At 42.4% G+C, this 25008-nt stretch carries 16 protein-coding genes; 7 read left to right on the top strand and 9 right to left on the bottom strand.

Annotation, left to right across the window (positions count from 1 at the left end):
• The first annotated feature begins 50 nt into the window (after positions 1-50).
• From KXV15_RS08920 to KXV15_RS08930, 3 genes are all read left to right on the top strand, one after another.
• Positions 51-956, top strand: coding sequence for a sulfite exporter TauE/SafE family protein (locus tag KXV15_RS08920; RefSeq protein ID WP_240007839.1), 906 nt, complete (start codon positions 51-53; stop codon positions 954-956).
• The gene (locus tag KXV15_RS08925; protein ID WP_240007840.1) at positions 956-1723 is read left to right on the top strand and encodes a TIGR02186 family protein; all 768 of its coding nucleotides are present in this window, start codon (positions 956-958) and stop codon (positions 1721-1723) included. The genes KXV15_RS08920 and KXV15_RS08925 overlap by 1 nt, the downstream gene beginning before the upstream one ends.
• Before the next feature lie 176 nt (positions 1724-1899).
• A complete protein-coding gene (locus KXV15_RS08930; protein ID WP_240007841.1) occupies positions 1900-3153 on the top strand; it encodes an APC family permease in 1254 nt (417 codons plus the stop codon).
• Between the two features lie 312 nt (positions 3154-3465).
• Here KXV15_RS08930 and putA read toward each other — a convergent pair whose 3' ends face one another.
• On the bottom strand, positions 3466-6588 hold the full coding sequence (gene putA, locus KXV15_RS08935; RefSeq protein WP_240007842.1) for a bifunctional proline dehydrogenase/L-glutamate gamma-semialdehyde dehydrogenase PutA: 3123 nt from the start codon (positions 6586-6588) through the stop codon (positions 3466-3468).
• 257 nt (positions 6589-6845) lie between these two features.
• Here putA and KXV15_RS08940 point away from each other — a divergent pair, with 257 nt between their 5' ends.
• Positions 6846-7937: a glycosyltransferase family 4 protein gene (locus KXV15_RS08940; protein WP_240007843.1), complete on the top strand. Its 1092-nt coding sequence runs from the start codon at positions 6846-6848 to the stop codon at positions 7935-7937.
• Between the two features lie 255 nt (positions 7938-8192).
• Here KXV15_RS08940 and argJ read toward each other — a convergent pair whose 3' ends face one another.
• The 7 genes from argJ to KXV15_RS08975 form a co-directional block, all read right to left on the bottom strand.
• A complete protein-coding gene (argJ, locus tag KXV15_RS08945) occupies positions 8193-9413 on the bottom strand; it encodes a bifunctional glutamate N-acetyltransferase/amino-acid acetyltransferase ArgJ (RefSeq protein ID WP_240007844.1) in 1221 nt (406 codons plus the stop codon).
• Between the two features lie 500 nt (positions 9414-9913).
• Positions 9914-11212, bottom strand: a complete 1299-nt coding sequence (gene hslU, locus KXV15_RS08950; protein WP_240007845.1) for an ATP-dependent protease ATPase subunit HslU — start codon at positions 11210-11212, stop codon at positions 9914-9916.
• A complete protein-coding gene (gene hslV, locus KXV15_RS08955; RefSeq protein ID WP_240007846.1) occupies positions 11212-11775 on the bottom strand; it encodes an ATP-dependent protease subunit HslV in 564 nt (187 codons plus the stop codon). Before hslV ends, hslU begins: the two co-directional genes overlap by 1 nt.
• Positions 11776-11842: 67 nt before the next feature.
• Positions 11843-13072 carry a hypothetical protein gene (locus KXV15_RS08960; protein ID WP_240007847.1) on the bottom strand — a complete coding sequence of 410 codons (1230 nt, stop codon included), beginning with the start codon at positions 13070-13072 and terminating at the stop codon, positions 11843-11845.
• A complete protein-coding gene (locus tag KXV15_RS08965) occupies positions 13069-14325 on the bottom strand; it encodes a hypothetical protein (RefSeq protein WP_240007848.1) in 1257 nt (418 codons plus the stop codon). The genes KXV15_RS08960 and KXV15_RS08965 overlap by 4 nt, the downstream gene beginning before the upstream one ends.
• On the bottom strand, positions 14322-15587 hold the full coding sequence (locus tag KXV15_RS08970) for a hypothetical protein (protein ID WP_240007849.1): 1266 nt from the start codon (positions 15585-15587) through the stop codon (positions 14322-14324). Before KXV15_RS08970 ends, KXV15_RS08965 begins: the two co-directional genes overlap by 4 nt.
• 82 nt (positions 15588-15669) lie before the next feature.
• Positions 15670-17475 carry a putative bifunctional diguanylate cyclase/phosphodiesterase gene (locus KXV15_RS08975; RefSeq protein WP_240007850.1) on the bottom strand — a complete coding sequence of 602 codons (1806 nt, stop codon included), beginning with the start codon at positions 17473-17475 and terminating at the stop codon, positions 15670-15672.
• 338 nt (positions 17476-17813) lie between these two features.
• Here KXV15_RS08975 and infC point away from each other — a divergent pair, with 338 nt between their 5' ends.
• From infC to murJ, 3 genes are read left to right on the top strand one after another with little or no spacing between them, the layout of a single operon-like run.
• Positions 17814-18353: a translation initiation factor IF-3 gene (gene infC, locus KXV15_RS08980; RefSeq protein ID WP_240008312.1), complete on the top strand. Its 540-nt coding sequence runs from the start codon at positions 17814-17816 to the stop codon at positions 18351-18353.
• Between the two features lie 16 nt (positions 18354-18369).
• A complete protein-coding gene (locus KXV15_RS08985; protein ID WP_240007851.1) occupies positions 18370-21207 on the top strand; it encodes a [protein-PII] uridylyltransferase in 2838 nt (945 codons plus the stop codon).
• A 19-nt stretch (positions 21208-21226) separates the two neighbouring features.
• Entirely contained in the window at positions 21227-22795 is a 1569-nt protein-coding gene (gene murJ / locus KXV15_RS08990; RefSeq protein WP_240007852.1) for a murein biosynthesis integral membrane protein MurJ, read from the top strand.
• Between the two features lie 693 nt (positions 22796-23488).
• On the opposite strand, the gene ahcY is transcribed toward murJ, so the two are convergent.
• On the bottom strand, positions 23489-24880 hold the full coding sequence (gene ahcY, locus KXV15_RS08995; protein WP_240007853.1) for an adenosylhomocysteinase: 1392 nt from the start codon (positions 24878-24880) through the stop codon (positions 23489-23491).
• Positions 24881-25008: the final 128 nt, after the last annotated feature.

The raw sequence follows: 25008 nt of genomic DNA on the forward strand, positions 1-25008 counted from the left end.
TGTATTTTGAGAGGTTGTAATCAATGCAAATATATCTGCCAATTGCTGAAATGGCAGTGAATTTCTGGCTAATGCTAGGGATTGGGGCATTGGTTGGTCTGATTTCAGGAATGTTTGGTATTGGCGGTGGTTTTTTATTGACGCCATTGTTGATATTGTTTGGCATACCTGCACCGATTGCAGTGGTATCGGGTGCGAATGTTTCTGCGGCGGCGTCTATGTCATCTTTAATGCCGCAAATCGAACGTAAAACCATTGATTTCCGACTTGCACTTTTAATGACAATTTCCGGTGTTGTTGGGGTTGGTGTTGGCTCGGTAATTTTTAAATATTTGCAAAATATTGGCTATGCCGATGTCATGGTTAAGATTGCATATGTTATCTTGCTTGGTTTTGTTGGCATTAGCCTTCTACGAGAATCAATCACCAGCTATTTGAACGATAAGAAAAATATTCAAGCTGCACCACGTGATACACGCCGTAAGAAAAGTAATATCGGCTATAAACTACCATTAAAAATGCGGTTTCCGCGGTCAAAACTATTTATTTCGGTTATTCCGCCCATTGCCCTTGGATTTGTTATTGGTATTTTGTCGGCATTAATGGGTGTGGGTGGCGGTTTCCTGCTTATTCCGGCACTAATTTATATCGTTAATATGCCGCCAAGCCTTGTGGTTGGTACATCTGCGTTTCAGGTTTTGGTCTTTGCCTCTGCGACCTCTTTTGTTCAAGGGATTAATAGTGGTGGATTGGATCTTGTGCTTGCCGGTGTTTTAATTATCGGTGCGGTGGTTGGCGCACAATTAGGTTCAATTATTGGACGTAAAATAAAAGGCGAAGAATTACGTATTCTTCTTGGCTCAATCATATTATTGCTTGCATTGGTTATTGCCGGTGAGCTGTTTATTACGCCACAACAATTATTTGAAACATCTTCTGCGGGAGGTGGTTTGTAATGAAAAATTTTGCGGCATTAATTTTGGGCTTTGCAATTATTCTTGCGCCACAAGCAGGATTTGCACAACGCACCAAATTAGCGGCCGCATTATTTGATGAACAAGTTCTCTTAACCTCTAGCTTTAGTGGAACCAAGGTTACAATTTTTGGCGCGGTTGAGGCCGCGGGTGAAAGCAATCCTGATGTTGTGGTTTTGGTGCGTGGGCCAGATAGACCGGCCTGGATAAGCAAGAAAATAAAAGTTCTTAATTTATGGGTTGGACAAAAGCGGGTATTCTTTGATGCTGCCCCAACTTTTTTTGGCGTTGTAAGCAGCAAGAATATTGATGAAATAACCGCAAAAGATACACAGAAATTATATGGCTTAACCGCTGATAGTCAGGTCAATATTCAACCCAATTATGCAAAACTTGACTTTGCACAGGATTATAAAAAGTCTTTTATATCAGAACGTGAAAAGCAAAAACTATATCTTAATGACCCCAAGGGCGTAAAAATTGAGGCAAGTGGACTTTTCCGTGCCGATGTTAAAATGCCAGATTTAACACCGCCTGGTCTTTATACCGTAAAAGTTTTGGTTTTTAAAAATGGCCGCCCGGTTGATACAAACCTCCAGAGTTTTGTGGTTACAAAAGTTGGTATGGAGCGGACAATATTTGAATTTGCAAAAAAACATACGCTTACCTACGGAATATTTGGTGTAATTCTTGCCCTTGGTGCAGGTTTTATAAGTGCACGTGTCTTCCGCCGTTTTCAGGGTGCTTAATTTTCACTGTGCTTAATAAGGTTGCCCAAATTATGGGTAATCATTGAAATAACACAATAATTCAAGCAAACGGCTAGACAAGGCGAATATATAAATTAATCTGCCCTGAAATCAGGGAGAATAATTTGGGCGCAGTTACAGATCGGGACGAGGGTCTCCATAAGAGTGTTGGGGCTGTGGGCCTCGGGTTTGCAATTATTACAGAGGTAATTGGTGCAGGTATTTTCTCTTTGCCAGCCGCAATTTATTTATATGCCGGCCATGCATCTTTTGCGGCATATGTGGTTTGTGCCTTAGCATTCGGAACAATTGTTTTATGTTTTGCCGAAAGTGCAAGTAGGGTGGCAACATCTGGCGGTGCATACGGTTATGTTACAGTTGCTTTTGGCGAATTGGCGGGGCTTATAATTGGGGTTTTGTTATGGCTTGGTGCCGTACTTGCCTTTGGCTCAATTGCAAGTGCCTTTGCCGATGGTATCATTAGCTTCTTCCCAATGTTGAAATTCCCATATTCACGTGAATTAATTCTTGTTTCGACAATGGTGGTTTTCGTTTTGATTAATATCAAAGGCGTGAAAGAAGCGGCTTCATTTGTTTCAATCACAACTTTTATCAAAGTAATCCCGCTTGTTATATTTGTGTTTGTTGGTTTTTGGGGGATATATTTTGGTGGGCATCACGCGACACAGGTTGCCAATCGCCCTGTCGAAGATTTTGGTCGCGCTCTGCTACTTGCTATCTTTGCCTTTAGTGGCATGGAAACCCCACTCGCTATTAGCGGTGAAGTGAAAAATCCCAACCGTTCAATTCCATTGGCATTATTTTGGGGTATGGGTTTCATAGTAATTTTATATCTTGGAATTCAATATGCCGCCGAAGGGTTGCTTGGCCATGCGCTTATCGATTCCAAAACCCCACTTGCTGATGGTATGGCAAAAATCAGCCCTATTTTATCTGGTTTGCTTTTGTTTGCCGCAACTTTCTCACGTCTAATTTGGCTTAGTGCCGATACAATGGGTGCGCCACGCTTTTTGTTTGCTTTGTCACGTGATGGCATGTTGCCAAAGGCGTTTTCAAAACTTCACCCCACTAATGGCACGCCAATTGTTGCAATTATTTTCCACGTAAGTGTGGGAACAATTTTGGCAATAAGTGGCACATTTGAACAATTGGCGATTTTGTCGGGCATGGCATCAGCAGCGATTTATTTATTCGTTTGCGCATCAACCTTTGCCTTGGTTCGCAAAAACGTTGCCACCCGCGGTGAGCCATTGAATTTCAAAGGCATTATTCCAATTGCAATTATTGGCTTTATTGCAATGGCGGTTTCCATTTGTTTTAGTACAGCGGCAGACATAATTGGCTTTTTGGTGGTTTTATCTGCCTCTGTTGCCTATTATTTCTTGTCTCGCAAGGCAAAGAAAACTTAGCATTCAAACATATACCCCGCAATAAATGCGGGGGGACATGTTATAGTTTGCCTGATGTCTATAAATCAAACAGCTTCGGATCACCACGCGATGAGCCCCGAAAAGTTTATGACTTTTCGGATAAGGCGAAGAGTTAAAATTTACCACGTAAATTTTTAAAAAATACTAGCCCCGAAAAGTTTATGACTTTTCGGATAAGGCGAAGAGTTAAAATTTGCCACGTAAATTTTTTAAAACATACTAGCCCCGAAAAGTCTTATGACTTTTCGGATAAGGCGAAGATATTAAAAAAGCGTGGTGGTTGCGTAATGTCTATAAATCAAACAGCTTCGGATCACCACCACGCGCTGCGATATTGTTGCTTATAGATTGTTCGGTTGCAAAGCGGTGGATGTAATGTGGTCCACCTGCTTTGGGTCCAGTTCCAGAAAGGCCAAGCCCGCCAAATGGCTGCACCCCAACAATTGCGCCAATCATGGTGCGATTAATGTAATAATTACCCGCCGGAACAGCATCACGCACCTTGTCGATGAAATTATCAATCCGTGAATGGCAGCCAAGGGTTAGACCATATTTCTTTGCCCGCAATGCGCCCGCATATTCGCCAAGTTTTTTGGAATCATAACGAATGATATGCAAAACTGGTCCAAATATTTCTTGTTCCAACTCATCAATTGATTGCAGCTCTATGATGGTTGGGGCAAAGAAATTACCATTTAAACCATCTTGAAGTGCAGCGCGTTTAACCACTTTACCCGCATTTTTTTCGACATGGGCATTTAATTTATCAAGCGCTTCTTTATCGATAATTGGTCCAATGTCGGTATTAATGACGTCGGAATTGGCGATTATTAATTCATCCATTGCACCAGATAAACATTCGATTATTTCATCGGCGGTTTCGTTTGGAAGGTATAAAACCCGAAGCGCCGAGCAGCGTTGACCCGCCGAACCAAATGCTGAAACAATGACATCGTCAACCACTTGTTCTTTAAGTGCGGAGGTATCAACAAACATTGCGTTCATGCCACCGGTTTCAGCGATTAAAACGCCAATTGGCCCATCTTTTGCCGCCATGGTACGGTTGATGATTTTTGCCACCTCGGTTGAGCCTGTAAAGGCAACGCCGGCAATATCTTCAAGTGCGGTTAATGCGCCGCCAATCTCGCCATCGCCAAGCAATAATTGCAATGCCTGATGTGGTAATCCTGCCTCATAGAATAATTTAACTGCCATATTGGCGATTAACGGTGTTTGTTCAGCAGGTTTTGCAAGCACTGTATCACCCGCAGCCAATGCGGCCGCAATTTGACCAGTGAAAATTGCAAGCGGGAAGTTCCATGGGCTAATGCAAACAAATACGCCGCGCCCCATCAACCGTAATTCATTGGTTTCACCCGCAGGGGATGGAAGGGCGGTCGGTGCCGCAAATTCAGCCCGTGCTTGTTTCGCATAATAACGACAGAAATCGACTGCCTCACGCACTTCGGCAATGCCGTCATCAAAGGTTTTTCCGGCCTCGTTCACAAGCGTAGCAATAAGATTTATTGCATTATTCTCTAGTGCATCCGCCATTTTTTCAAGGATATCGGCGCGCGCCGCACCACCTTTGTCGTTCCACACTTTTTGGAAGCTTGATGCAACTTCAAATGCCGCCATAACATGACCTTTATCGGCATTATAGCTAAATCCGTGTTCAAGGCTTTGGTCATTCGGGTTTTGGATAAGGCAGATTTTTTCGCCCAAAACCTCCTCGCCATTAATTAATGATGTTGCACGATGTTTGCCTTCTTTAAATGCCTTGTCGGCGGCGATAAATTCATCCTGAATTGTGGTTTGGCTTAAATCATAACCGATTGAATTTAGGCGACCATCAGGGAACATATTGCGTGGCACTGGCAATTTTTCATTGCGTTTTGGATTTTGGTCAATAATTTCCAGTGGATCTTTTACAACATCTTCAACCGGAACATCTTCATTCAAAAAGGCGTGAACAAAGCTTGTGTTCGCACCATTTTCAAGCAGGCGACGAACCAGATACGGCAATAAATCTTCGTGCGCACCAACTGGCGCATAGGCACGAACCCGAATGTTATCATAACGTTGTTTTACCGTGTGATACAGGGTTTCGCCCATACCATGCAGCCTTTGGAATTCAAATTCATCGGCGCGGTGGTGCTTTAGCATCTCCATTAAAAATGCAACTGTATGCGCGTTATGGGTCGCAAATTGCGGGTAAATCTCTTTTGAAGAATTAACCATTTTGAAGGCGTTATGCAAATATGAAACATCGGTTGCGGGCTTTGTGGTGAAAACAGGGAAATCACTACGCCCGCCTAATTGCGCGCGTTTAACCTCGGTATCCCAATAAGCGCCCTTTACAAGACGAACCATGAAACGGCGATTATGTGAATTGGCAATTGATTTAACCGCATCAATAACGTCGCCGGCACGTTTTGAATATGCCTGCACCGCAAGCCCCAAACCATCCCAATTTTTCAATGATTCTTCTGCAGATAATTGATGCAATACTTCTAAGGAAAGGCGAAGGCGATCTGCTTCCTCGGCATCAATACAGAAGTTGATATTTGCTGCCTTTGCCATTTGTGCCAGCTCTAAAAGGCGTGGCATTAAATTCTTTTGAACCTTGTCATATTGGCGAATATCATAACGCGCACAAAGGGCAGATAATTTCACAGAAATCCCACTCGATAGAAATGGCGATCCATTCCCCTTCAAGCTTTCCGTTAGAATATTGATGGCATTGGCATAAGATTCCATATATTTTGCGGCGTCATTTTCGGTACGCGCACCTTCGCCAAGCATGTCAAAGGAATAACAATCGGCCTCATTCTTCTTTATGATGCCTTCGCCGCGTTTTATGGCTTCTTTAATATTGCGACCCAAAACAAATTGTTCGCCCATAATGCGCATTGCTGCCTTGACCGCTGCACGGATAAATGGCTCACCAGTTTTTTTAGTTAGTTTTGAAACATAACCCGCGAAGTTGTTTTTGGCATCTTCATCAAGAGAAACAATTTTCCCAGTTAGCATAAGCCCAAGCGCCGAGGCATTAATCAAAAGTGATTCTTCAGATTTGAAATGTGAAATCCAATCACCTGAACTTAATTTCTCTGCAATCAATAAATCGGCGGTTTCTTTGTCAGGAATTCGCAAAAGCCCTTCGGCCAAACACATTAATGCCAAACCTTCAGGGGTAGAAAGCCCAAATTCCTCAAGGAAGGATTCCATCATTCCCAGTGGCTTTTTGCGGGCGCGGGCGGTTTTTACAATGTCGCTTGCATGAAAATTGGCGCGCTCACGCATTGAATGTGGGAAATTATTGCTTTGCACAAATTCGGCAAGCACGATGTCTTCATCACGGAATTTATTGTCATCAAGTTTCATAAAATTGTCAAAAAAATCTTTATTCATTGTGTCACTTCTAAGATTGTAAGAAATATATTTGCCATAAAATAAGGTTTAACTAATTGTTTTTATGTTGTTTTATTATTTAAATCAGTCATATAGTGTTGGTTATTGCTGTTTCAGCTTGAATCACATTGGTTTAAAATACTATTATACCTATATGGAATAGGAAAATCTAACAAGTAGCTTTGTAAGCGTGGAAAATTAAATCGCAAAAAATCGGGTTAATGTAGAATATTATACCCTTATGATGGAGAATCGGCTTGCGAATAATGTTGGTAACGGATGCATGGGAACCTCAGGTTAATGGGGTGGTTCGTACTTTAAGTCGTACCATTCAAGAATTAAGAGAAATGGGCCATGAGGTTGAGTTGGTTACACCTGCTGATGGCTATTACACATTACCACTTCCAACCTATTCTGAAATTAAAATGGCAATTGGTGCGCGCGCTGATATTGAGCATCGCTTCGAGGTTTTCGAGCCAGAGGCCGTGCATATCGCCACCGAGGGGACATTGGGTCTTACGGCACGTGCGGTTTGTATTGAAAATAAATTTCCGTTTTCAACCTCGTATCATACACAATATCCAGAATATATTTCGGCACGTTTCCCCGTTCCTGAATCATGGGGGTATGCCTTTGTTCGCTGGTTCCACGAAATGTCGGGGCGGGTTATGGTTGCCACCGAAAGCATGAAGAAACAACTTGAAGATCATGGCTTTAAAAACCTTACTATCTGGTCACGCGGCGTTGATACCGAACAATTTAATCCCGATTTACGCAAAGAAGATCGTGGTCCATTCGCGGGTTTAAAAACCCCTATTTATGTTTATGTCGGCCGTGTATCAGTTGAAAAAAATGTTGAAGCATTTTTAGAGCTTGACCTTGAAGGTACAAAAGTTGTGGTGGGTGATGGCCCTGCTAAAGAAGAATTGGAAAATAAATATAAGGATGCGGTCTTTACCGGTTCTAAATTCGGTGCTGAGCTTGCGGAATGTTATGCCAACGCCGATGTTTTTGTTTTCCCAAGCCTGACAGATACTTTTGGTCTTGTAATTCTTGAAGCAATGGCAACCGGAACCCCTGTTGCAGCTTTTGATGCGCCGGGGCCAAAAGATATTATCCCTGGCTCTAATGCGGGCGTAATTGGCGATGATTTGAAGGCGAACATAGAAGCCGCACTAAAGCTTGACCGTGTAACCGTCCGTAAGTTTGCCGAAACCTTTTCTTGGCGTGCATGTGCCGAACAGTTTTTTGAAAACCTTGATCCAGTTCCCTTGATGGAAAAGAAGAAAATTTGGCAGAGGGTTAAGAATGCACTTTCATTGAAGCGCAAGCGCAGAATCTTAGACTGATTTTTCCATCAATGTTTTGATTTCTCTTCGCCTTATCCAAAAAGCCACAGCGAGTTTCATTCGCGTTATCGAAAAAGTTTACAACTTTTTCTCGCTCATTTGTAACTTTTTGGGGCTCATCGTGCGATGGAAAAGAAGAAAATTTGGCAGAGGGTCAAGAATGCACTTTCATTGAAGCGCAAGCGTAGAATTTTGGATTAAACTAAAATACCCTATCGTGTCCCCCGCAATAAGTGCGGGGTGACGGTGAATAGCTTATGAACGATAATCGCCATTAATGGTTATATATCCATGCGTAAGGTCGCAGGTATAAGCGGTGTATTTGCCGTCACCAACTGCAACATCAACCAATATTTCGATATCGGTTCCGGCCATTTTTTCGTCAATCAAGCTTTCGTCATATTTTACGGCACCGCCATCTTTGGCGACCCATTGACCACAAAATTGGATAGAAAGTTTATCAACGTTAATTGGCTCAAGACATTTACCAACCGCCATTGCAACGCGCCCCCAATTGGCATCACCGCCAGCAATTGCGGTTTTTACAAGTGGTGAATTGGCGATTGCCATGGCAATAACTTTTGCCGAAGCATCATCTTTTGCACCAACCACGTCAACTTTGATAAATTTGGTTGCGCCTTCGCCGTCTTTTACAACTTGCAAAGCCAAATCCAACATGATTTCATAAAGTGCGTCTGCAAAAGCGGTATCTTTGTCAGTAAGGTCTTTGTTGCCCGCCTCATTGGTTGCGAAAACTAATAGAGTGTCTGATGTGGATGTGTCACTATCAACCGTAATGGCGTTAAAGGTCTTTTCGGTATATTCGGAAACCAGTTTTTGTAACTCACGTGATGCAATATTTGCATCGGTAAAGATATAAACCAGCATGGTAGCCATATTCGGTGCAATCATTCCCGAACCTTTGGCGATGCCCGCGATATTTATGGTTTTACCGTCGATTTCAATGGTTTTACCAGCGCCTTTGATAAATGTATCGGTGGTGGCAATGGCGGTTGCCATTTTTTCCCAATTGGCAGGTTCAAGTTTGTCCCATACGGCTTCAAGTTTTGAAGAAATCAAATCCTTGGCAACGGGAACGCCAATCACACCCGTTGCCGATAAAAATACTTCTTCTTTTAAGCAACCAGCGATTTCGCAATATTTTTCCAATGTGGCGTTGTTTTTATCAATCCCTGCTTGACCAGTAAATGCGTTGGAATTGCCGGCATTGACCACAAGACCACGGGCGAAGCCGTGCTTTAATGCTTCTGCGCACCAATCAACATCGCAAGAGCGTGTGTTGGATTTGGTAAAAGTTCCGGCAACCGATGCCGATGAAAGAAAGTTTACTACCAATAAATCATCGCGTGGTTTGCCATACATACCCAAAGAATAGGTTGCGGCATAAACCCCCTTAACCTCTGGAAGGCTTGGAAATTTTTGTGGTGCTAGTGGTGAAACTGGCAAATCTTTCATCGTAAAAAACCTTTAAATTAGGTGGGCGTGATTGCGCTTTTTGGGATGTGTTGTCAATATATTTATTGCGCCATCGGCGCATATCATACCCTTTATTTTGCGAACATACTGAATGCAAAAATAAATGTAAAATGAAACCGGAAACCGCGCTTTTCGGTTTTATTTTTCGTAATTTCCAAATTTCTGAGTGACGAACGAAGTGAATAACCCAGCGATGAGATAGGAAAAGTGTGAAGCGGTTTTCCGTAGAATCGAAGAGCAAATTTGCCCGAGCAACGCGAGGAACAGCAAATTTTATAAAAAAGACCAGATCGTGGGCTGGGTTACGATCTGGTCTTATGCCTCTTTATTAGGGGGGTGTTTGTTTCACCGCGTTTGGGGGGCTTGGGAGAAACTTATATAAACTTGAGAGGCGCAAGCTATATTCTATATTTAGTAAGCAATTGTGGCAAAACAAGGTTTATAAATATAAACTTTTGTAATGATACAATGCATTGTTTTTAAAGCACAAATCTTGATAGGTCGGTGTTTTGTGCAAGGTTTGCCACATGGTCATCGACATATTTTGCGTCAATTATGATGGTTTCGCCTTCTTTATCGGTTGCGGTAAAGCTTATGTCATCCAATACTCTTTCAAGAACAGTATGTAGGCGGCGCGCACCAATGTTTTCAACCTTGGTGTTAACTTCAACGGCGGTGGTGGCAATTGCATCAATACCGTCATCAGTAAATTCTAATGTTACACCTTCGGTTTTCATTAATCCAATATATTGCTTGGTCAATGACGATTGTGGTTCGGTTAGAATGTTTTTCATATCCTCTTTACTAAGGGCGTTTAATTCAACGCGAATTGGCAAACGACCTTGTAATTCTGGCAATAAATCACTTGGTTTTGCAACGTGGAATGCGCCAGATGCAATGAATAAAATATGATCGGTCTTAACTGTCCCATGTTTAGTGGAAACTGTTGTCCCTTCGATTAATGGCAAAAGGTCACGCTGCACGCCTTCGCGTGAAACGTCGGCCCCTTGGCGTTCGGAACGGGCACAAATCTTATCAATTTCGTCAATGAAAACCACGCCCTCTTGTTGCGCAAGTTCAAGCGCCGCTTGGGTAAGGGTATCTTTATCGATTAAATTATCGCTTTCTTCGTTGATAAGTGGTTCATAGGCATCTTTGACCAATACTTTGCGTTTTTTGGTTTGTTTGCCGCCCATGCCGCCAAGCATTGAACCCAAGTCAATCATACCGCCCATGCCGCCTGGAAATTCCATCATTTGTGGGGATGGGGGCGCGGCCTCAAATTCGATTTCAACTTCTTTTTCGTCTAAATCGCCGGCACGAAGCTTTTTACGAAATGAATCCTTGGTTGAATCGGATGCACCAACGCCGACCAATGCTTCAAGCACGCGGTCTTCGGCAGCCTTTTCAGCTTTTGGACGAACTTCTTTGCGTTTTATTTCGCGCACCAAATGGATTGCCGCCTCTATCAAATCGCGGATAATTTGTTCAACATCGCGCCCAACATAGCCAACTTCGGTGAATTTGGTGGCTTCAACTTTTACAAAGGGTGCGCCCGCAAGTTTTGCAAGGCGGCGCGCGATTTCGGTTTTACCTACACCGGTTGGCCCAATCATAAGAATGTTTTTCGGCGTAGTATCTTCGCGCAATTGCGGTTCTAATTTTTTCCTGCGCCAACGATTACGAAGAGCAATCGCAACGGCACGTTTGGCATCTTTTTGTCCGATTACATGTTTATCAAGTTCAGACACAATTTCGCGGGGTGTTAAATCAGTCATTATTTAATTGAATCCATTGTTTCGATTGTAAGATTGCCATTGGTAAAGACACAAATATCGGCGGCAATTGCCATTGATTTGCGTGCGATTGCTTCGGCATCAAGATCAGTATCCATCAAAGCGCGTGCCGCAGAGATTGCATAACCACCACCTGAACCGATTGCGGTGCAATCATAATCAGGTTCAAGCACGTCACCAGTACCAGTAATGACATAGGTTCCGGTGGCATCGGCACAAATCAACATTGCTTCGAGACGGCGTAAATAACGATCCGTACGCCAATCTTTGGCAAGCTCAACGGCGGCACGTAAAAGCTGATTAGGGAAGCGTTCAAGCTTTTGTTCTAGGCGTTCAAAAAGGGTGAATGCATCGGCGGTTGCGCCTGCGAACCCTGCGATAACTTTGCCATCGGCAAGACGGCGAACTTTGCGTGCGCCATGCTTCATAACAGTATTACCAACCGAAACCTGACCATCGCCAGCAACCACAACTTTACCACCTTTACGCACGGCAAGAATTGTCGTTCCACGCCAATCAGCGGCACTTCTTTCAAAATCAGACATTTAAACCTCTTTTAAATTCCACATCAATTTGGGGTTTTTACTTTAAAGGTTCAAGGGGGAGTTGTGATTATTTGCCGCCAAGCTCTTTTGCAAATAATTGTTTGGCAAGTGGGGTCATGAATGGCAACATTTCTTTGTATGGCACGCGGTAATAATCATCCATACATGGGCCAATGGCATGTGGCGCATCATCGATTGAAAAGACCAAGCCCTTATTATCAGGCCAAATCGCTATATAAGTGTTTTCGTCAAATAGCGCCTTGCAATCTTCTTCTAAATCATCTGGTGCGCCCGCTATGGCGGTGTATAAATATTTCTTCTGCGTTGTGATTTTATCGAAAAGTTTTTGAAATTGCGGGGTTCGTTCGGTGCTATAATCTTTTTCGATAAAGATATTGAAAAGGTCTTTATTGCTTAATTCATTGCCGCTTTTCATATCAAAAACATGGTGCGAAATCGAATTATTTGGGTGTGCCCCGCCACAATAGGTTGATCCACCTTCTTGAATAACCAAAACATTATCGGTTACGTGAATTACATTGGACATATACTCATTATAATAGCCGTAAGTATTTTTGTCAGAAGTCTCGGCAAGCGTATTATTACACTCCAGACCTTCGGCAACCAATTCAATGTGACGAAGCGATAAGGCGTTTTTGATATTCGTCAAATCATGCCCTTTTTGGGGGCTTTCGATACTTACATAGCTTATTTTAGTAAGATTATCGGAAATGGTTTGAAATTTATAACCATTTACAATTTTTGGTGCGGAATAGGAAACAGACCCGTAATATTGTTTTTTGAAATATGGATTTGTGTCAAAATTTCTGCTGTCTTCATAATGAAAACTCGATACATCAAGTAGGTCACTAGCACTGGTAATGTCGCTTTTAAAAACATATTGCTTTTGGGCAACCAATTTAAGATCAACCGGATATGATTTATTGTCGGTTTTTGATACCCAATTACCAATAAGACCAATTGTAGAAATTTTAAGATTGAATTCAGCACGGACTTTGCAATCTTCATCAATATCGGTGCAATCACCCGGAAGTTCATTAAAAACCCCGGCACTATTATCGGATGGCAAAAGGTTTATGTTTTGGCGTTTGCTATTGTAAAAATAAGTTGCGGCGGCAACATCGCTTGTACCGCTTTGGGCGCGTAATATCTGCAAAGTAATTTTTGTTTTTCCCAATGTCCCTTCATAAACATTTTGGCTTATTTGTGTTTCTGCCAATGCTAAAGACGGGGTGAAAATGGCGGCGGCAATAAAATATTTGTAGAATTTCATCATTTGCCTGCTAATTCTTTTGCAAATAATTGCTTTGCCAATGGGGTCATAAGGGGCAGGGCTTCTTTATAGGAGATTTTATAATAATCCCCCATACAGCCACCTGCTACATGTGGCACATTTTCAAGCGCGAATACAACGCCATCTTTTGCAGGGTAGGCTGAAAACGGCATCCAGCTATAATCAGTATTATCATTTAAATCATCGGTATTTTCTTGGCCACCATAAATGCACTCTTTATCAAAATCCGCATCATCGCTGGCTTCTCTGATTAGATATTTTTTATCGCTTGTGATTTTTTTGAAAATCTTTTTAAACGCAATGGTTTGTAGCTTGTTATAATCTTGTTCATAGTAAAGTTTGAAAAGATCATAATGATAAATCAAATTACCAGTTTTCATGTCAAAAATTGCGTGTAAATAGCTGTTATTTGGGTGCGCTCCGCCACAGAATGTTGAGCCACTTTCTTCGGTAACAAGTATTCTGTCATTTATATTAACGGGTTCAGAAGTATAGGAATCCCAATCGCCAAATGTCCCATATGCAGGACTATCGCCCGCTGGCATCGCTTTACACTCAAGGCCATAACCGACCATAGAAAGGCGGATATCGGTAAGAGTTTTATTTATTGGTCCAAGATTTTGCCCCTTGGGTGCACTAGTTAGAATAATATAATGAATTCCGCTTAGTTTATCGGTTGCAGTTTTATAACCATAACCATTCATAAATTGTTCTTTGGAATAGGTGGTTTCGCCTAATGCCATTTTTCTTTTGAACATATTTTTTGCAAGGTCGCTTGCGCCGTCCATAGTATCTGAAAGGATGCCATCATTGTCGCTTATTTCATAATGTTGGGTGAAGGTGGCGGTGGCAACGGGTTTAAGTGACACTTCGTATGATTTATCGCCACTGGCCGCAACCCAGTTTCCCTTTAATCCATTGCCAACATTCGTTAGCGATAGCTTTGCCACGAGCTTACATTTTTCATCAATGTAGCAATTGCTGGAATATTCTTCAAAACCATTATCCTTTTTCGTAAGTGGTATTTCCAACCTTTGGGAAGCATAAAAATAACTTGCGGCACGGAATGTTTTACCGTTTTGCGTGGCATCAAGGGTTTGCAATACGATTTTTTTATTGCCCAAAGTCCCTTCATAAACTGTTTGTTTAACAGGTGTATTGAATTGGTATTCACCGGCAAGTGCCGCGTTAAATGCAAATAGAGATGCAACACAAATCAAAGGATATAATTTCATTTTTCTAGCTCTTTTGAAAAAAACTTTTTGCCATTATCGGTCATAAAAGGGGTGAGGTCTTTATAGGGTATAAGGTAATAATCACGCATACAGGCGCCGGAAACATGCGGTAAGCCTTCTAAAGAAAGGATCATGCCTTTTTGATTAAAGCTTTGCGAAAATTCAAGATAATTCATATCATCGCCAGTACAATATTGTAAAAGACCGGCATCAATATCTTGGCGAATCCAATATTTTGAACCAGGGCGAAGTTCTTTTTTTAATTCTGAATATTCATCGGTTTCTATAAGGTTGTTTTTATCCTCTGGGTCCGGTGTATAGAAATTGAAATAATTGTTACCATTGAAATACTCCCCCTTATTTAGGTCATAAACAGTATGGGAATATGTATTATTGGGGTGGGCGCCACCGCAATAGGTTGAACCCAATTCCTCAATAACAAGTAGGTTTTGGTTTAATAATTTGACCTTGGATGAATAGTTTTCCCAATCACCATATTTACTATAAAATGGTTTTTCTTCCTTTGCCCTAAATGCAACGCATTCCATTGCATAGGATTTCATCTCATAAAAATTGTTTAAAAGGCTTTCATTTACTTTTTGTTTGATTGTTTTATCGGGAAGTTTATCAAGCAAAATATAATGAACCCCGGTTTGTTTGTCGGTAATGGTTTTATATGATGTGCCTTGGGTGGTTTGAATGCTTTTGCCATAAATTAATTCACCGGCAAGAATACGTGATTGATAAGCATCCTTTAAATAAAAGCCTTCAATTGTGTCGCCATTTTCATTGGTTGGATATGCGGTTAAAAGGCTTGAATAATCGCTTATAGTATATTGGCTTTTATATTCTTGTGTCGCAACTTTTTTAAGATGGACTTTTAATTGCTTGTGATTTTGCGAATTGACCCAAACCCCCGAAATATTTTCGCCATCTAAAGCTAGCTTAAAGACACCCTTAGTTTTGCAATTGTCTTTGTCTTCGTTCCAATAGCAATTTTCATCATTTGCCAATTCTTTAAATTCGGTCGTATCGCTATTTGCTTTTAGGAGTGGGATATCAATACGCGAGCTATCGTAAAAATAGTGTGCGGCTTCATAATTTTTGCCATTTTTATTGTTGGTCTTGACGGTGGCAAATGTAATTTTATTGGTGCCTAAATTACCTTCGTAAACGGTTTGTCTAACATTGTTAACACTTTGCGCCAATGCTTGATTATAAAATAGACAAGGTAATAGAATTACCACCGCGCCAATTCGCATATTCCGCCCCCAAAGCCCTCAAAAGCCTATAATAAAGCTAATGAAATTATGCGTATCAGTTAAAATGACATTGCGTCAATAATTAGGCAACTTTAGACTGATTAGATAATTCTGCAGGCGCAGCTTGCACATTATCGTGATAGTTTTTCTTTTCAGGCAATGGCGGCTGAATGCCATTTTGAACCCACTCACGGGCATATGCCTCAAAAGCTTCTGGTGCCATTGGTGCGCCAAACAAATAACCTTGTCCAAGGGTTGCGCCACGTTTACGTAGGAATGCCGCTTGCTCTTCGGTTTCAACGCCTTCGGCAACAGTTTCATAATTCAAACCACCTGCCATTGCGATGATGGTTTCGATAAGCGCCGGTGCATGTTTATCTTTGCCCAATGCGTGGATGAATGACTGGTCAATTTTGAACACGTCAAATGGCAATGATGTTAATGCCGCAAGGTTTGAGTGCCCAGTTCCAAAGTCGTCAATGGCAATCTTAACACCTTTCAAGCGTAAAGGCTCTAACAATCTTTGAACACGTTCTGGGTTAGACATCGCAATTGATTCAGTGATTTCCAACTCAAATAGGCTTGGTGGCAAGCCAGATTCTTTTAAGGCTGTGCAAACTTTGTGATCAAAATTGTCATCGCTAAATTGTGCGGTTGATACGTTAACCGCAACACGAAGTGCGATACCGCGCAATAGCCAGTTTGCCGCGTAACGTGCAGATTCACGTAAAATCACGTCACCCAATGGACCAATTAAGCCAGATTCTTCGGCGGCAGGGATAAAGCGTGCCGGTGAAACCATGCCATATTTAGGGTGATTCCAACGTACCAATGCCTCGCACCCAACAATACGACCAGTACCTAAATCTACTTTTGGCTGGAAATATGGGACAAATTGATTTTTCTCAATCCCTTGGCGAATTTCATTTTCAAGGATTAACTTGCTTAGGGCGCGTTGGTTTAATTTGCGTGTAAAGAACATTGAACGACCACCGCCGGCGTTACGCGCATGGGTCATTGCAAGTTCTGCTGAACGGATGATTTCATCGCCAGATTCACCATCTTGTGGGAAAACAGCGATGCCGCAGCTTGCGCCCAATACGATGCGGTGGTGTTGTAATTCAAATGGTTGTCTTAAAGATGCCGCAACCAATTGCGCAAATTTTCCAGCACCGGTTGGATCTTCAACATCAGGAATAAGAATTGCAAATTCAGAACCACCCATGCGTGCTAATAATGCGGGACGAGTTTCGCAGTTTTTAAGTCGTACGATGCGATCAGATGCGCGAACTGCTGCGTCAAGTCTTTCGGTAACAAGCCCCAATAATTCTTCGCCAATAACTTTGCCAAGTGTATTTTGAACGCGCAAGAAACGGTCAATATCAATTGAAATCGCCGCGCCTACACCTTTTGTTGAAATCGCAGATTTAATAACCTCATCGGCTTCTTGTTTAAATCTTTCTCGGTTTGGCAATTCGGTTACTGTATCAACAAATGACATACGTTGAATGCGTTGCATTGAGGCATCAAGGCGTTGCAACATTGTGTTAATTGCACGTGACAATTGTTCCAATTCATCGCCGGTAGCAATATCAAGGCGCGCGCCAAGACGACGCAAGTTCGCATGCTGCATAAAGTCGGTCATGGTTTCAAGTGGCGCAATAATGCGGCGAACCACAATCAAAAATATCGATGCAGTAAACACAAGTGTTGAAGATGACACGGTAATGGCCGCCAAACGATTTCCGTTTGGCCCAAGGTTAAAAAATACCGATACCGAAACAACAGCTAGCGCGACAAGATTCAATGCGAGATAAATTGAGGTCAGCCTACCAGCCAAGGTGGACTGCATCTTGTGGTAAAAACTGCGATCACCTTTTTTAAACAATATAAATTACCCCGATTTATTCCCTGATATTAGCAAGAAAATATACTTTAATATTAGTTTGGTTTATATCTTGTTAACTCGTGTGTAATTTTACACTTATGTATAGGTTTTTGCACAATTTAATCGGGATTTAGTGACAATTTGCTAGCTATTATAAATAAAATCTATAAGTAATTCATTTTATGAAATTGTAATATATCTGCAAGAAAACCTCAATTATGAGAAATTCTGCTTGCACCATTAATCATTTCTATTATTTACCTATGATATAGAAGGGAAATCTGATTTTACCTTCGGCATTATCAGACGTATATGGTAGTTTCTAAAGGAGAAGTAACATAAGAAGACCAACCCAAGCCCCGCCAGCAAAAGATGGCCCACGCGTAAATGATGAAATCAGGGCGCCGCGCGTTCTGTTGATTGATGAAAACGGCGAAAAACAAGGCGAAATGCCTTTGGTTGCTGCTTTGGAGGCTGCACAAGAAGCCGGTCTTGATTTGGTGGAAATCGTTGCCACTGCTAATCCGCCGGTTGTAAAAATTCTTGATTACGGCAAGTTCAAATTCCAAGAACAAAAGAAAAAGGCCGAAGCCCGCAAAAAACAAAAAGTCGTTGAACTAAAAGAAATTAAATTGCGCCCGATGATTGATGATCACGATTATCAGGTTAAAGCAAAAGCAATGACACGTTTCTTTGCGGAAGGGGATAAGGTGAAAATCACTTTGCGTTTTAGAGGGCGCGAAATGGCACACCAAAACCTTGGCATGGATCTTTTAATGCGAATCAAAGGTGACTTTGCAGAAACCGCCAAAGTTGAGCTTGAACCAAGACTTGAAGGTCGTCAAATGACTATGGTTCTTGCACCAAAAAGCTCTTAAATAATTAAGCATTGAAATGGCAAACCCCGTCAAACTAAAACATAAAAGCGCCAAATTAAGACCTTGGCGCATTAATGATGTGGTTGACGGGTGGCGTTTGCGTGTTCAACTTTCTACGGCGGCACAAACATACCGTGGTGACGATACTGCATTAAGTGCCGCTGCATTAAATATCTTAAAAAGTGCATTATTTCGCGGGCGCATGATTGCTCAAGAGCGCCTTGAAAATGGCGGCGGTGGCCTTGATTGTGCTGAATTGCTTGCTGCTGTTCAAGATGTGGTTATTTCCGCGCTTTATGATTTCACTTTGCAGCATATTTTTAGGGTGCATAACCGCACAAACGCCGAACGCCTTACTATTTGTGCAACTGGCGGCTATGGTCGTAATGCCCTTGCGCCATCTTCAGACATTGATTTGATGTTCATCCGCGCTGTCAAGGAAAGCGCATGGGCCGAAAGTGTGATTGAATATGTGCTTTATATGCTTTGGGATATGGGGCTAAAGGTGGGTCATGCGTCACGCACCATTCCTGAATGTCTGCGCGCGGCAAAAGAAGATTTCACCATTCGCACCTCTGTGCTTGAAACCCGTTATATTTGTGGCGATGAAGACTTATTAAAAGAGTTAAATACACGCCTGCGCAATGAATTATTTAATAATTCAATTCCTGAATTTGTTGCCGCCAAAATGAAGGAGCGTGATAATCGCCACCGTAAAATGGGTGAAAGCCGTTATATGGTTGAACCGAATATCAAAGACGGCAAAGGCGGCCTGCGCGATATGCACACAATGTTTTGGATTGCCAAATATATCCATAATATTGATGTTGATACCCCAAAAGATTATGTGGATCGCGGAATTTTCACCAAAGAGCAAATGGAAACCTTTATGGATGCCGCAGAGTTTTTGTGGACTGTGCGGTGCCATTTACATTTCTTAACTGGTCGTCCTGAAGAAAAACTAACCTTTGACCTGCAGCCTGAAATGGCGCGCCGTATGGGTTATGGCGACCGTGCCGATAATCCGGCGGTTGAACGATTTATGAAACACTATTTTGTTGTTTCAAAGCAAATTGGCTCTTTAACCCGTATCATGAGCGCGAAATTAGAGGCCGACGCCCTAAAACAAGCGCCACCAGGGCTTGGTGCATTCTTTTCTAATAAACAAAAACCACTTAGCGATAAAAGATTTGTTTTATCCAATGGGCGCATTGGTTATAAGGATGCAAAAACGGTTGTTAATCAACCTATTTCGATGTTTGATCTGTTTTTGGAGGCCAACCGACGTGGGCTTGATATTGAACCGCGCTCATTGGCGCAAATTGCCGAAGTGGCACCAAAATCAATCGGCCTATCCCGCCAAAAGGAAGCAAAACATAAATTCCTTGAAATTATGGCGGTGGAAAATGGGCCATTCCATATTCTAAACTTTATGAATGAAACCGGCCTTTTGGGGCGCATGGTTCCCGAGTTTGGACGCATTGTTGGGCAAACCCAGTTTAATATGTATCACCATTTCACAGTTGATGAGCATACTTTGCGCGCCGTTGAAATAATTGGGCAAATTGAGCAAGGCAAACTTGCCGAAGAAGTTCCAATCGCGAGCGCGGTTTTCCCAAAAATCCATAATCGCCTTGCGCTATATCTTGCTATGCTTTTGCATGATGTCGGCAAAGGTGAGGGGGATCAGCAAATTTTGGGTGCCAAGGCAACACGTGTTGCCTGCAAACGCCTTGGTGTTAGTGAAGAAGAAACTGAACTTGCGGCATGGATTGTTGGGCATCACCTTTTAATGTCTGATGTGGCACAAAAACGTGATTTAAGTGACCCCGAAACCATTGCCAAATTTGCGGCAGAGGTTGAAAATCTTGAACGCCTTCGGCTGTTGCTAGTGCTTACTGTTGCCGATATTCGTGCGGTTGGTCCAGGGATTTGGAATGATTGGAAGGCGCAATTGCTGCGCGATCTTTATAACCTTACCGAGGCGGTTTTAAGGGGTGGTAAAACCGATGAACGCTTTGTGCGTGAGGTACTTTATGCCCAAGTTGCTGGAAAGCGTAATAAATTGCTTGAAGGCAAAGACGTTGCGCAATTCTTTACCGAAATTGAAGATGCCTATTGGCTAGGTTTTGATGAAAGCCAGATTGAATGGCATATTGTTGAGGCGGCAAATTACCTAAAATCTGGTCAAGATTATTGGATTGCCAACCGTATTGATAATTTGCGCAATGTTACCGAAATTATGGTTATTGCCGGTGACAGGCGTGGTTTGATATATGATATGGTGGCAACCTTTGCCCGCAATAGCGCAAGTGTGGTTGATGCACGCGTCTTTACCTCTAGCCGTGGGGTGGCGTTTGACGTTTTCACACTTCATGATGCCAATTACGAGGCATTTGGTAAAGCGCGCCAAAATATGCTGGTCAAATTAGAAAATGAGCTGGCGGCCGCAATTCATGGTGATGCCCATGCGGTTAGTGAGTTTGGTTTTAAACCATCACGTCGCCATCAAGTGTTTCAGGTCGAACCATTTGTGCTTTTTGATAATCAAGGTTCAACCAATGACACCATTATCGAGGTTTCGGGTTCAGATCGTCCGGGGCTTTTGGCGGAATTAACCAAGGCACTTTTGGATGAGGCGTTAAACATAACTTCCGCCCATATTACCTCGACCGGTGAACGGGCGCAGGATGCGTTTTATGTCCGCAAATTAGATGGCACAAAGCTGTTGGAACCGCACCGCATTGAGCGACTTAAAAAAGTGCTTGAAGAAATACTACAAAATGAACTAGAAGCGCCAACCATCGCAACGCGCCGCAAACTTGCACAGGCACGTTCATCAACCCGCCGATAGGCTTTTATAAGGCTAATTTATGTCTTTAGCGCGCAATACCCTTGTCCAATCTTTATTCACAATGTTAAGCCGGCTTTTGGGTTATGCGCGCGACCGCGCAATTTCCAATATGATTGGCGCGGGTTGGATTGGTGATGCCTTTATCACCGCGCAAATGTTTCCCAATCTTTTCCGCCGCATTTTGGCAGAAGGGGCATTTTCCCAAGCCTTTGTTCCGCTTTATGCCAAAGTGCGTCAGGAAAGAACCCACGAAGAAGCCGAAATAATGGCGTCTGATGCCTTTTCGGTTTTGACATTGGTTTCAACAATTTTGACCATTGTAATGCAGGTGACGATGCCGTGGATTATTTTTGTAATCCACCACGGTCAGGCAAACCATAAAGAAGCTTTTGATCTTGCGGTTTTATTGACCCAAATCACAATGCCATATTTGATTGGTATGGCGATTTCATCATTATTTGCAGGCATTTTAAACACCGCAAGCAAGTTTGCGCTTTCTGCTGCTGCACCGACACTTTTGAATATTTGTATTCTGTTTGCGGTGATTTTCACTCATGATCCGAAACAAGCGGCACTAAATGCGGCGGTGGCAATTTCAATTGCGGGTATTTTACAGGCGGCAATGCTTTATTACGGCTGTAAACGGCTTGGGGTTTCAATTGGCTTTCGTGTGCCGCGCCTTACAAATGACGTTAAAACCATTCTTAAAGTTATGGGCCCTGCGGTAATTGCGGGATCGGCAACCCAAATTAACGTTATTGTTTCCCAATCACTTTCATCATCCGAAGTTGGCGCAAAATCATGGCTTAATGCCGCCGATAGATTGTATCAATTACCACTTGGGCTAATTGGGGTGGCAATTGGGGTGGCACTATTGCCGCGTATTGCATCTGCAATTGCCAATAAAGACAATAAGGATGACGATATAAAGGCGATTAATGAGGGGTTGGTCCTGTCCATGTCCCTTACTTTGCCGGCTGCGATTGCACTTTTGATAATTCCTTATTTCTTGATGTATGGCTTTTGGGCGGGCGGTAAATTTAGCGCGCAAGATTGCATGAATACCGCAAACGCGCTTTTCAATTATGCGTGGGGTGTTCCGGCATTTGTTTTAATCCGTATTTTTGCGCCACCATTCTTTGCCCGCCAAGACAGTAAAAGCCCAATGATGTTTGCAATTGCGGGCGTTATTGCCAATGTGGTTGTGGGCGCAAGCCTTTTCTACTGGATGCATAAAACCAATCAAACCGGCTATATCGGCCTCTCCATCGGGACATCGGTCGCCGCATGGGTAAACACCATCTTGCTTATAAGTGTGCTTTATAAACGTGGTTGGTGGCGCATGGAAAAATGGGTCGTTGATAAATTGTCAAAAGTGCTAATGGCAAGTGTGGTAATGGTTGGCTATCTTTTTGTTGCCAGATATTTCCAAGACGATATTATTGGCTGGTTCAAATTCCTTAAAATCGGCGGCAAAGAATTGGCGGTGTTGTTGGTATCACTAATCGGCTTTGCGATATATTTGGGCGCGGCGATTGTGTTTAAGGCATTAACCGTGGCGGATTTAAAAGCGGCGGTTAAGAAGTAATTCTGATTAAGGCTACTTAATTGCTTCCCTTGAGGGAAGCTCCCGCCACAAATTTATTTTGCGGTGGGTGAAGGGTGTTAGTTATAATTACATGCGCCTGTTACACCCTTTCGGATTTTTCCCTTGGGTCAAAATCCACCTTCCCTCAAGGGAAGGAGTTATTAATTAAATTATTTCTTTAGGCATCTTATACGGTATCATGAAAATCTAGTTCATGGATAATCCATATTTTGTGACCATTTACCCCAATTTTTAACCGTTTATAACAATTTGTAACAACGAATTTTTCAATAAAAATATTTATTAATCAATTGGTTAATTGTGTTATTGGTGCCTATTTCATGGATTTCCCCGAAATGTTGACATTTGTTGACAAGCCACAAATTTAACAACCGCGCAAAAACCCTGACATTTCCTGATGTTCCAAAGCTGCACTATTCGCCCAACCAATATTCAATCGCATGAATATTAATGGCATTTTTCATTGTGGGGATAGACCAGAAGCATCGCAAAACTTCTCTTCCCTCCCCAAACTAAAATTTAGGTAGAATAACAAAAAGCCCAAGCATTGCTTGGGCTTTTTTTATTATTATGTAATAAATTTTTGGAAATCACACTTTTCAAAAATTTCTTTCGCTATGTTCCACTTTGCTGAGTGAGCGTTACGTAGTAACGCGAGGGTGGCAAAGTGACCTAGTAACGATAATGCTCCGCTTTAAAAGGACCTTGAACCGGAACACCGATGTAGTTTGATTGTTCATCGGTCATTTTGGTCAAGGTTGCGCCAACTTTATTAAGGTGAAGCATCGCAACTTTTTCGTCCAATTTTTTAGGCAAGACATAAACTTGTTTGTCATAAGATGCCAAATTGGTGTGAAGTTCAATTTGTGCCAAGGTTTGGTTGGTGAATGATGCCGACATCACAAATGATGGGTGACCGGTCGCATTACCAAGGTTCACAAGACGACCTTCTGATAGAAGGATGATGCGTTTGCCATCAGGGAATTCGATTTCATCAACTTGTGGCTTAACATTGTGCCATTTAAGATTACGAAGTGACGCAACCTGAATTTCACTGTCAAAGTGGCCAATGTTGCAAACAATTGCGCGATCTTTCATTGCGCGCATATGGTCAAGCGTGATTACGTCTTTGTTGCCGGTGGTGGTAACAAAAATGTCGGCACGTGGTGCGGCTTGTTCCATTGTAACAACTTCATAGCCTTCCATAGCCGCTTGAAGCGCACAAATAGGGTCGATTTCAGAAACAATAACACGGCAACCAGCATTGCGAAGTGATGCCGAAGAGCCTTTGCCAACGTCACCAAAACCGCAAACCATTGCAACTTTGCCCGCCATCATAACGTCTGTACCGCGGCGGATACCGTCAACCAAAGATTCTTTACAGCCATAAAGGTTGTCGAATTTTGATTTGGTCACGCTGTCATTAACGTTGATGCCAGGGAATGGAAGTTCGCCACGCTCTGCCATTTGGTAAAGGCGGTGAACGCCTGTGGTGGTTTCTTCTGAAACGCCTTTGATTGCACTTGCAATCGCGGTGTAGAAACCAGGTTTTTCAGCCAAATATTTTTTCATAACCGCAAATAGGCATTCTTCTTCTTCGTTTTGCGGGTTTGCAATCACGCTTGGATCTTTTTCAGCTTTTGGACCAAGAACGCAAAGAAGGGTCGCATCACCACCATCATCAAGAATAAGGTTAGGGTAGCCACCATCATGCCATTCAAAAATCTTGTGAACATATTCCCAATATTCAAGAAGGCTTTCACCTTTTTTTGCAAATACTGGAACGCCAGTTGCCGCAATCGCCGCCGCAGCTTGGTCTTGGGTTGAATAGATGTTGCAAGATGACCAACGAACCTCTGCACCCAATGCGGTTAGGGTTTCAATCAACACTGCGGTTTGGATGGTCATGTGAAGGCAGCCGGCAATACGCGCGCCTTTTAAAATTTGTTTCGGACCATATTCTTCACGAGTAGCCATAAGACCCGGCATTTCGGTTTCGGCAATTTTAATTTCCTTGCGGCCCCAATCAGCAAGCCCAATGTCGGTTACGATATAATCAGTCATGTTAAATCCCATTTTGCCCATATATATCGGGCGAATTTCTAATGACTTAAACATATAAAGAAATCTTTAAGTGTCTGCAACAGATTTTATGTACAATTTCTGTGTCACATTTATTTCTTTATGCTAAA

It is taken from the genome of Pseudaquidulcibacter saccharophilus (assembly GCF_019455445.1).
Taxonomy (GTDB): Bacteria; Pseudomonadota; Alphaproteobacteria; order Caulobacterales; family Aquidulcibacteraceae; genus Pseudaquidulcibacter; species Pseudaquidulcibacter saccharophilus.

Excerpts from the sequence above, each read along its gene's own strand:
- KXV15_RS08920 (WP_240007839.1), top strand. The coding sequence starts at position 51 with ATGGCAGTGAATTTCTGGCTAATGCTAGGGATTGGGGCATTGGTTGGT.
- KXV15_RS08925 (WP_240007840.1), top strand. The coding sequence starts at position 956 with ATGAAAAATTTTGCGGCATTAATTTTGGGCTTTGCAATTATTCTTGCG.
- putA (WP_240007842.1), bottom strand. The coding sequence starts at position 6,588 with ATGAATAAAGATTTTTTTGACAATTTTATGAAACTTGATGACAATAAA.
- argJ (WP_240007844.1), bottom strand. The coding sequence starts at position 9,413 with ATGAAAGATTTGCCAGTTTCACCACTAGCACCACAAAAATTTCCAAGC.
- hslU (WP_240007845.1), bottom strand. The coding sequence starts at position 11,212 with ATGACTGATTTAACACCCCGCGAAATTGTGTCTGAACTTGATAAACAT.
- hslV (WP_240007846.1), bottom strand. The coding sequence starts at position 11,775 with ATGTCTGATTTTGAAAGAAGTGCCGCTGATTGGCGTGGAACGACAATT.
- KXV15_RS08960 (WP_240007847.1), bottom strand. The coding sequence starts at position 13,072 with ATGATGAAATTCTACAAATATTTTATTGCCGCCGCCATTTTCACCCCG.
- KXV15_RS08965 (WP_240007848.1), bottom strand. The coding sequence starts at position 14,325 with ATGAAATTATATCCTTTGATTTGTGTTGCATCTCTATTTGCATTTAAC.
- KXV15_RS08970 (WP_240007849.1), bottom strand. The coding sequence starts at position 15,587 with ATGCGAATTGGCGCGGTGGTAATTCTATTACCTTGTCTATTTTATAAT.
- KXV15_RS08985 (WP_240007851.1), top strand. The coding sequence starts at position 18,370 with ATGGCAAACCCCGTCAAACTAAAACATAAAAGCGCCAAATTAAGACCT.
- murJ (WP_240007852.1), top strand. The coding sequence starts at position 21,227 with ATGTCTTTAGCGCGCAATACCCTTGTCCAATCTTTATTCACAATGTTA.
- ahcY (WP_240007853.1), bottom strand. The coding sequence starts at position 24,880 with ATGACTGATTATATCGTAACCGACATTGGGCTTGCTGATTGGGGCCGC.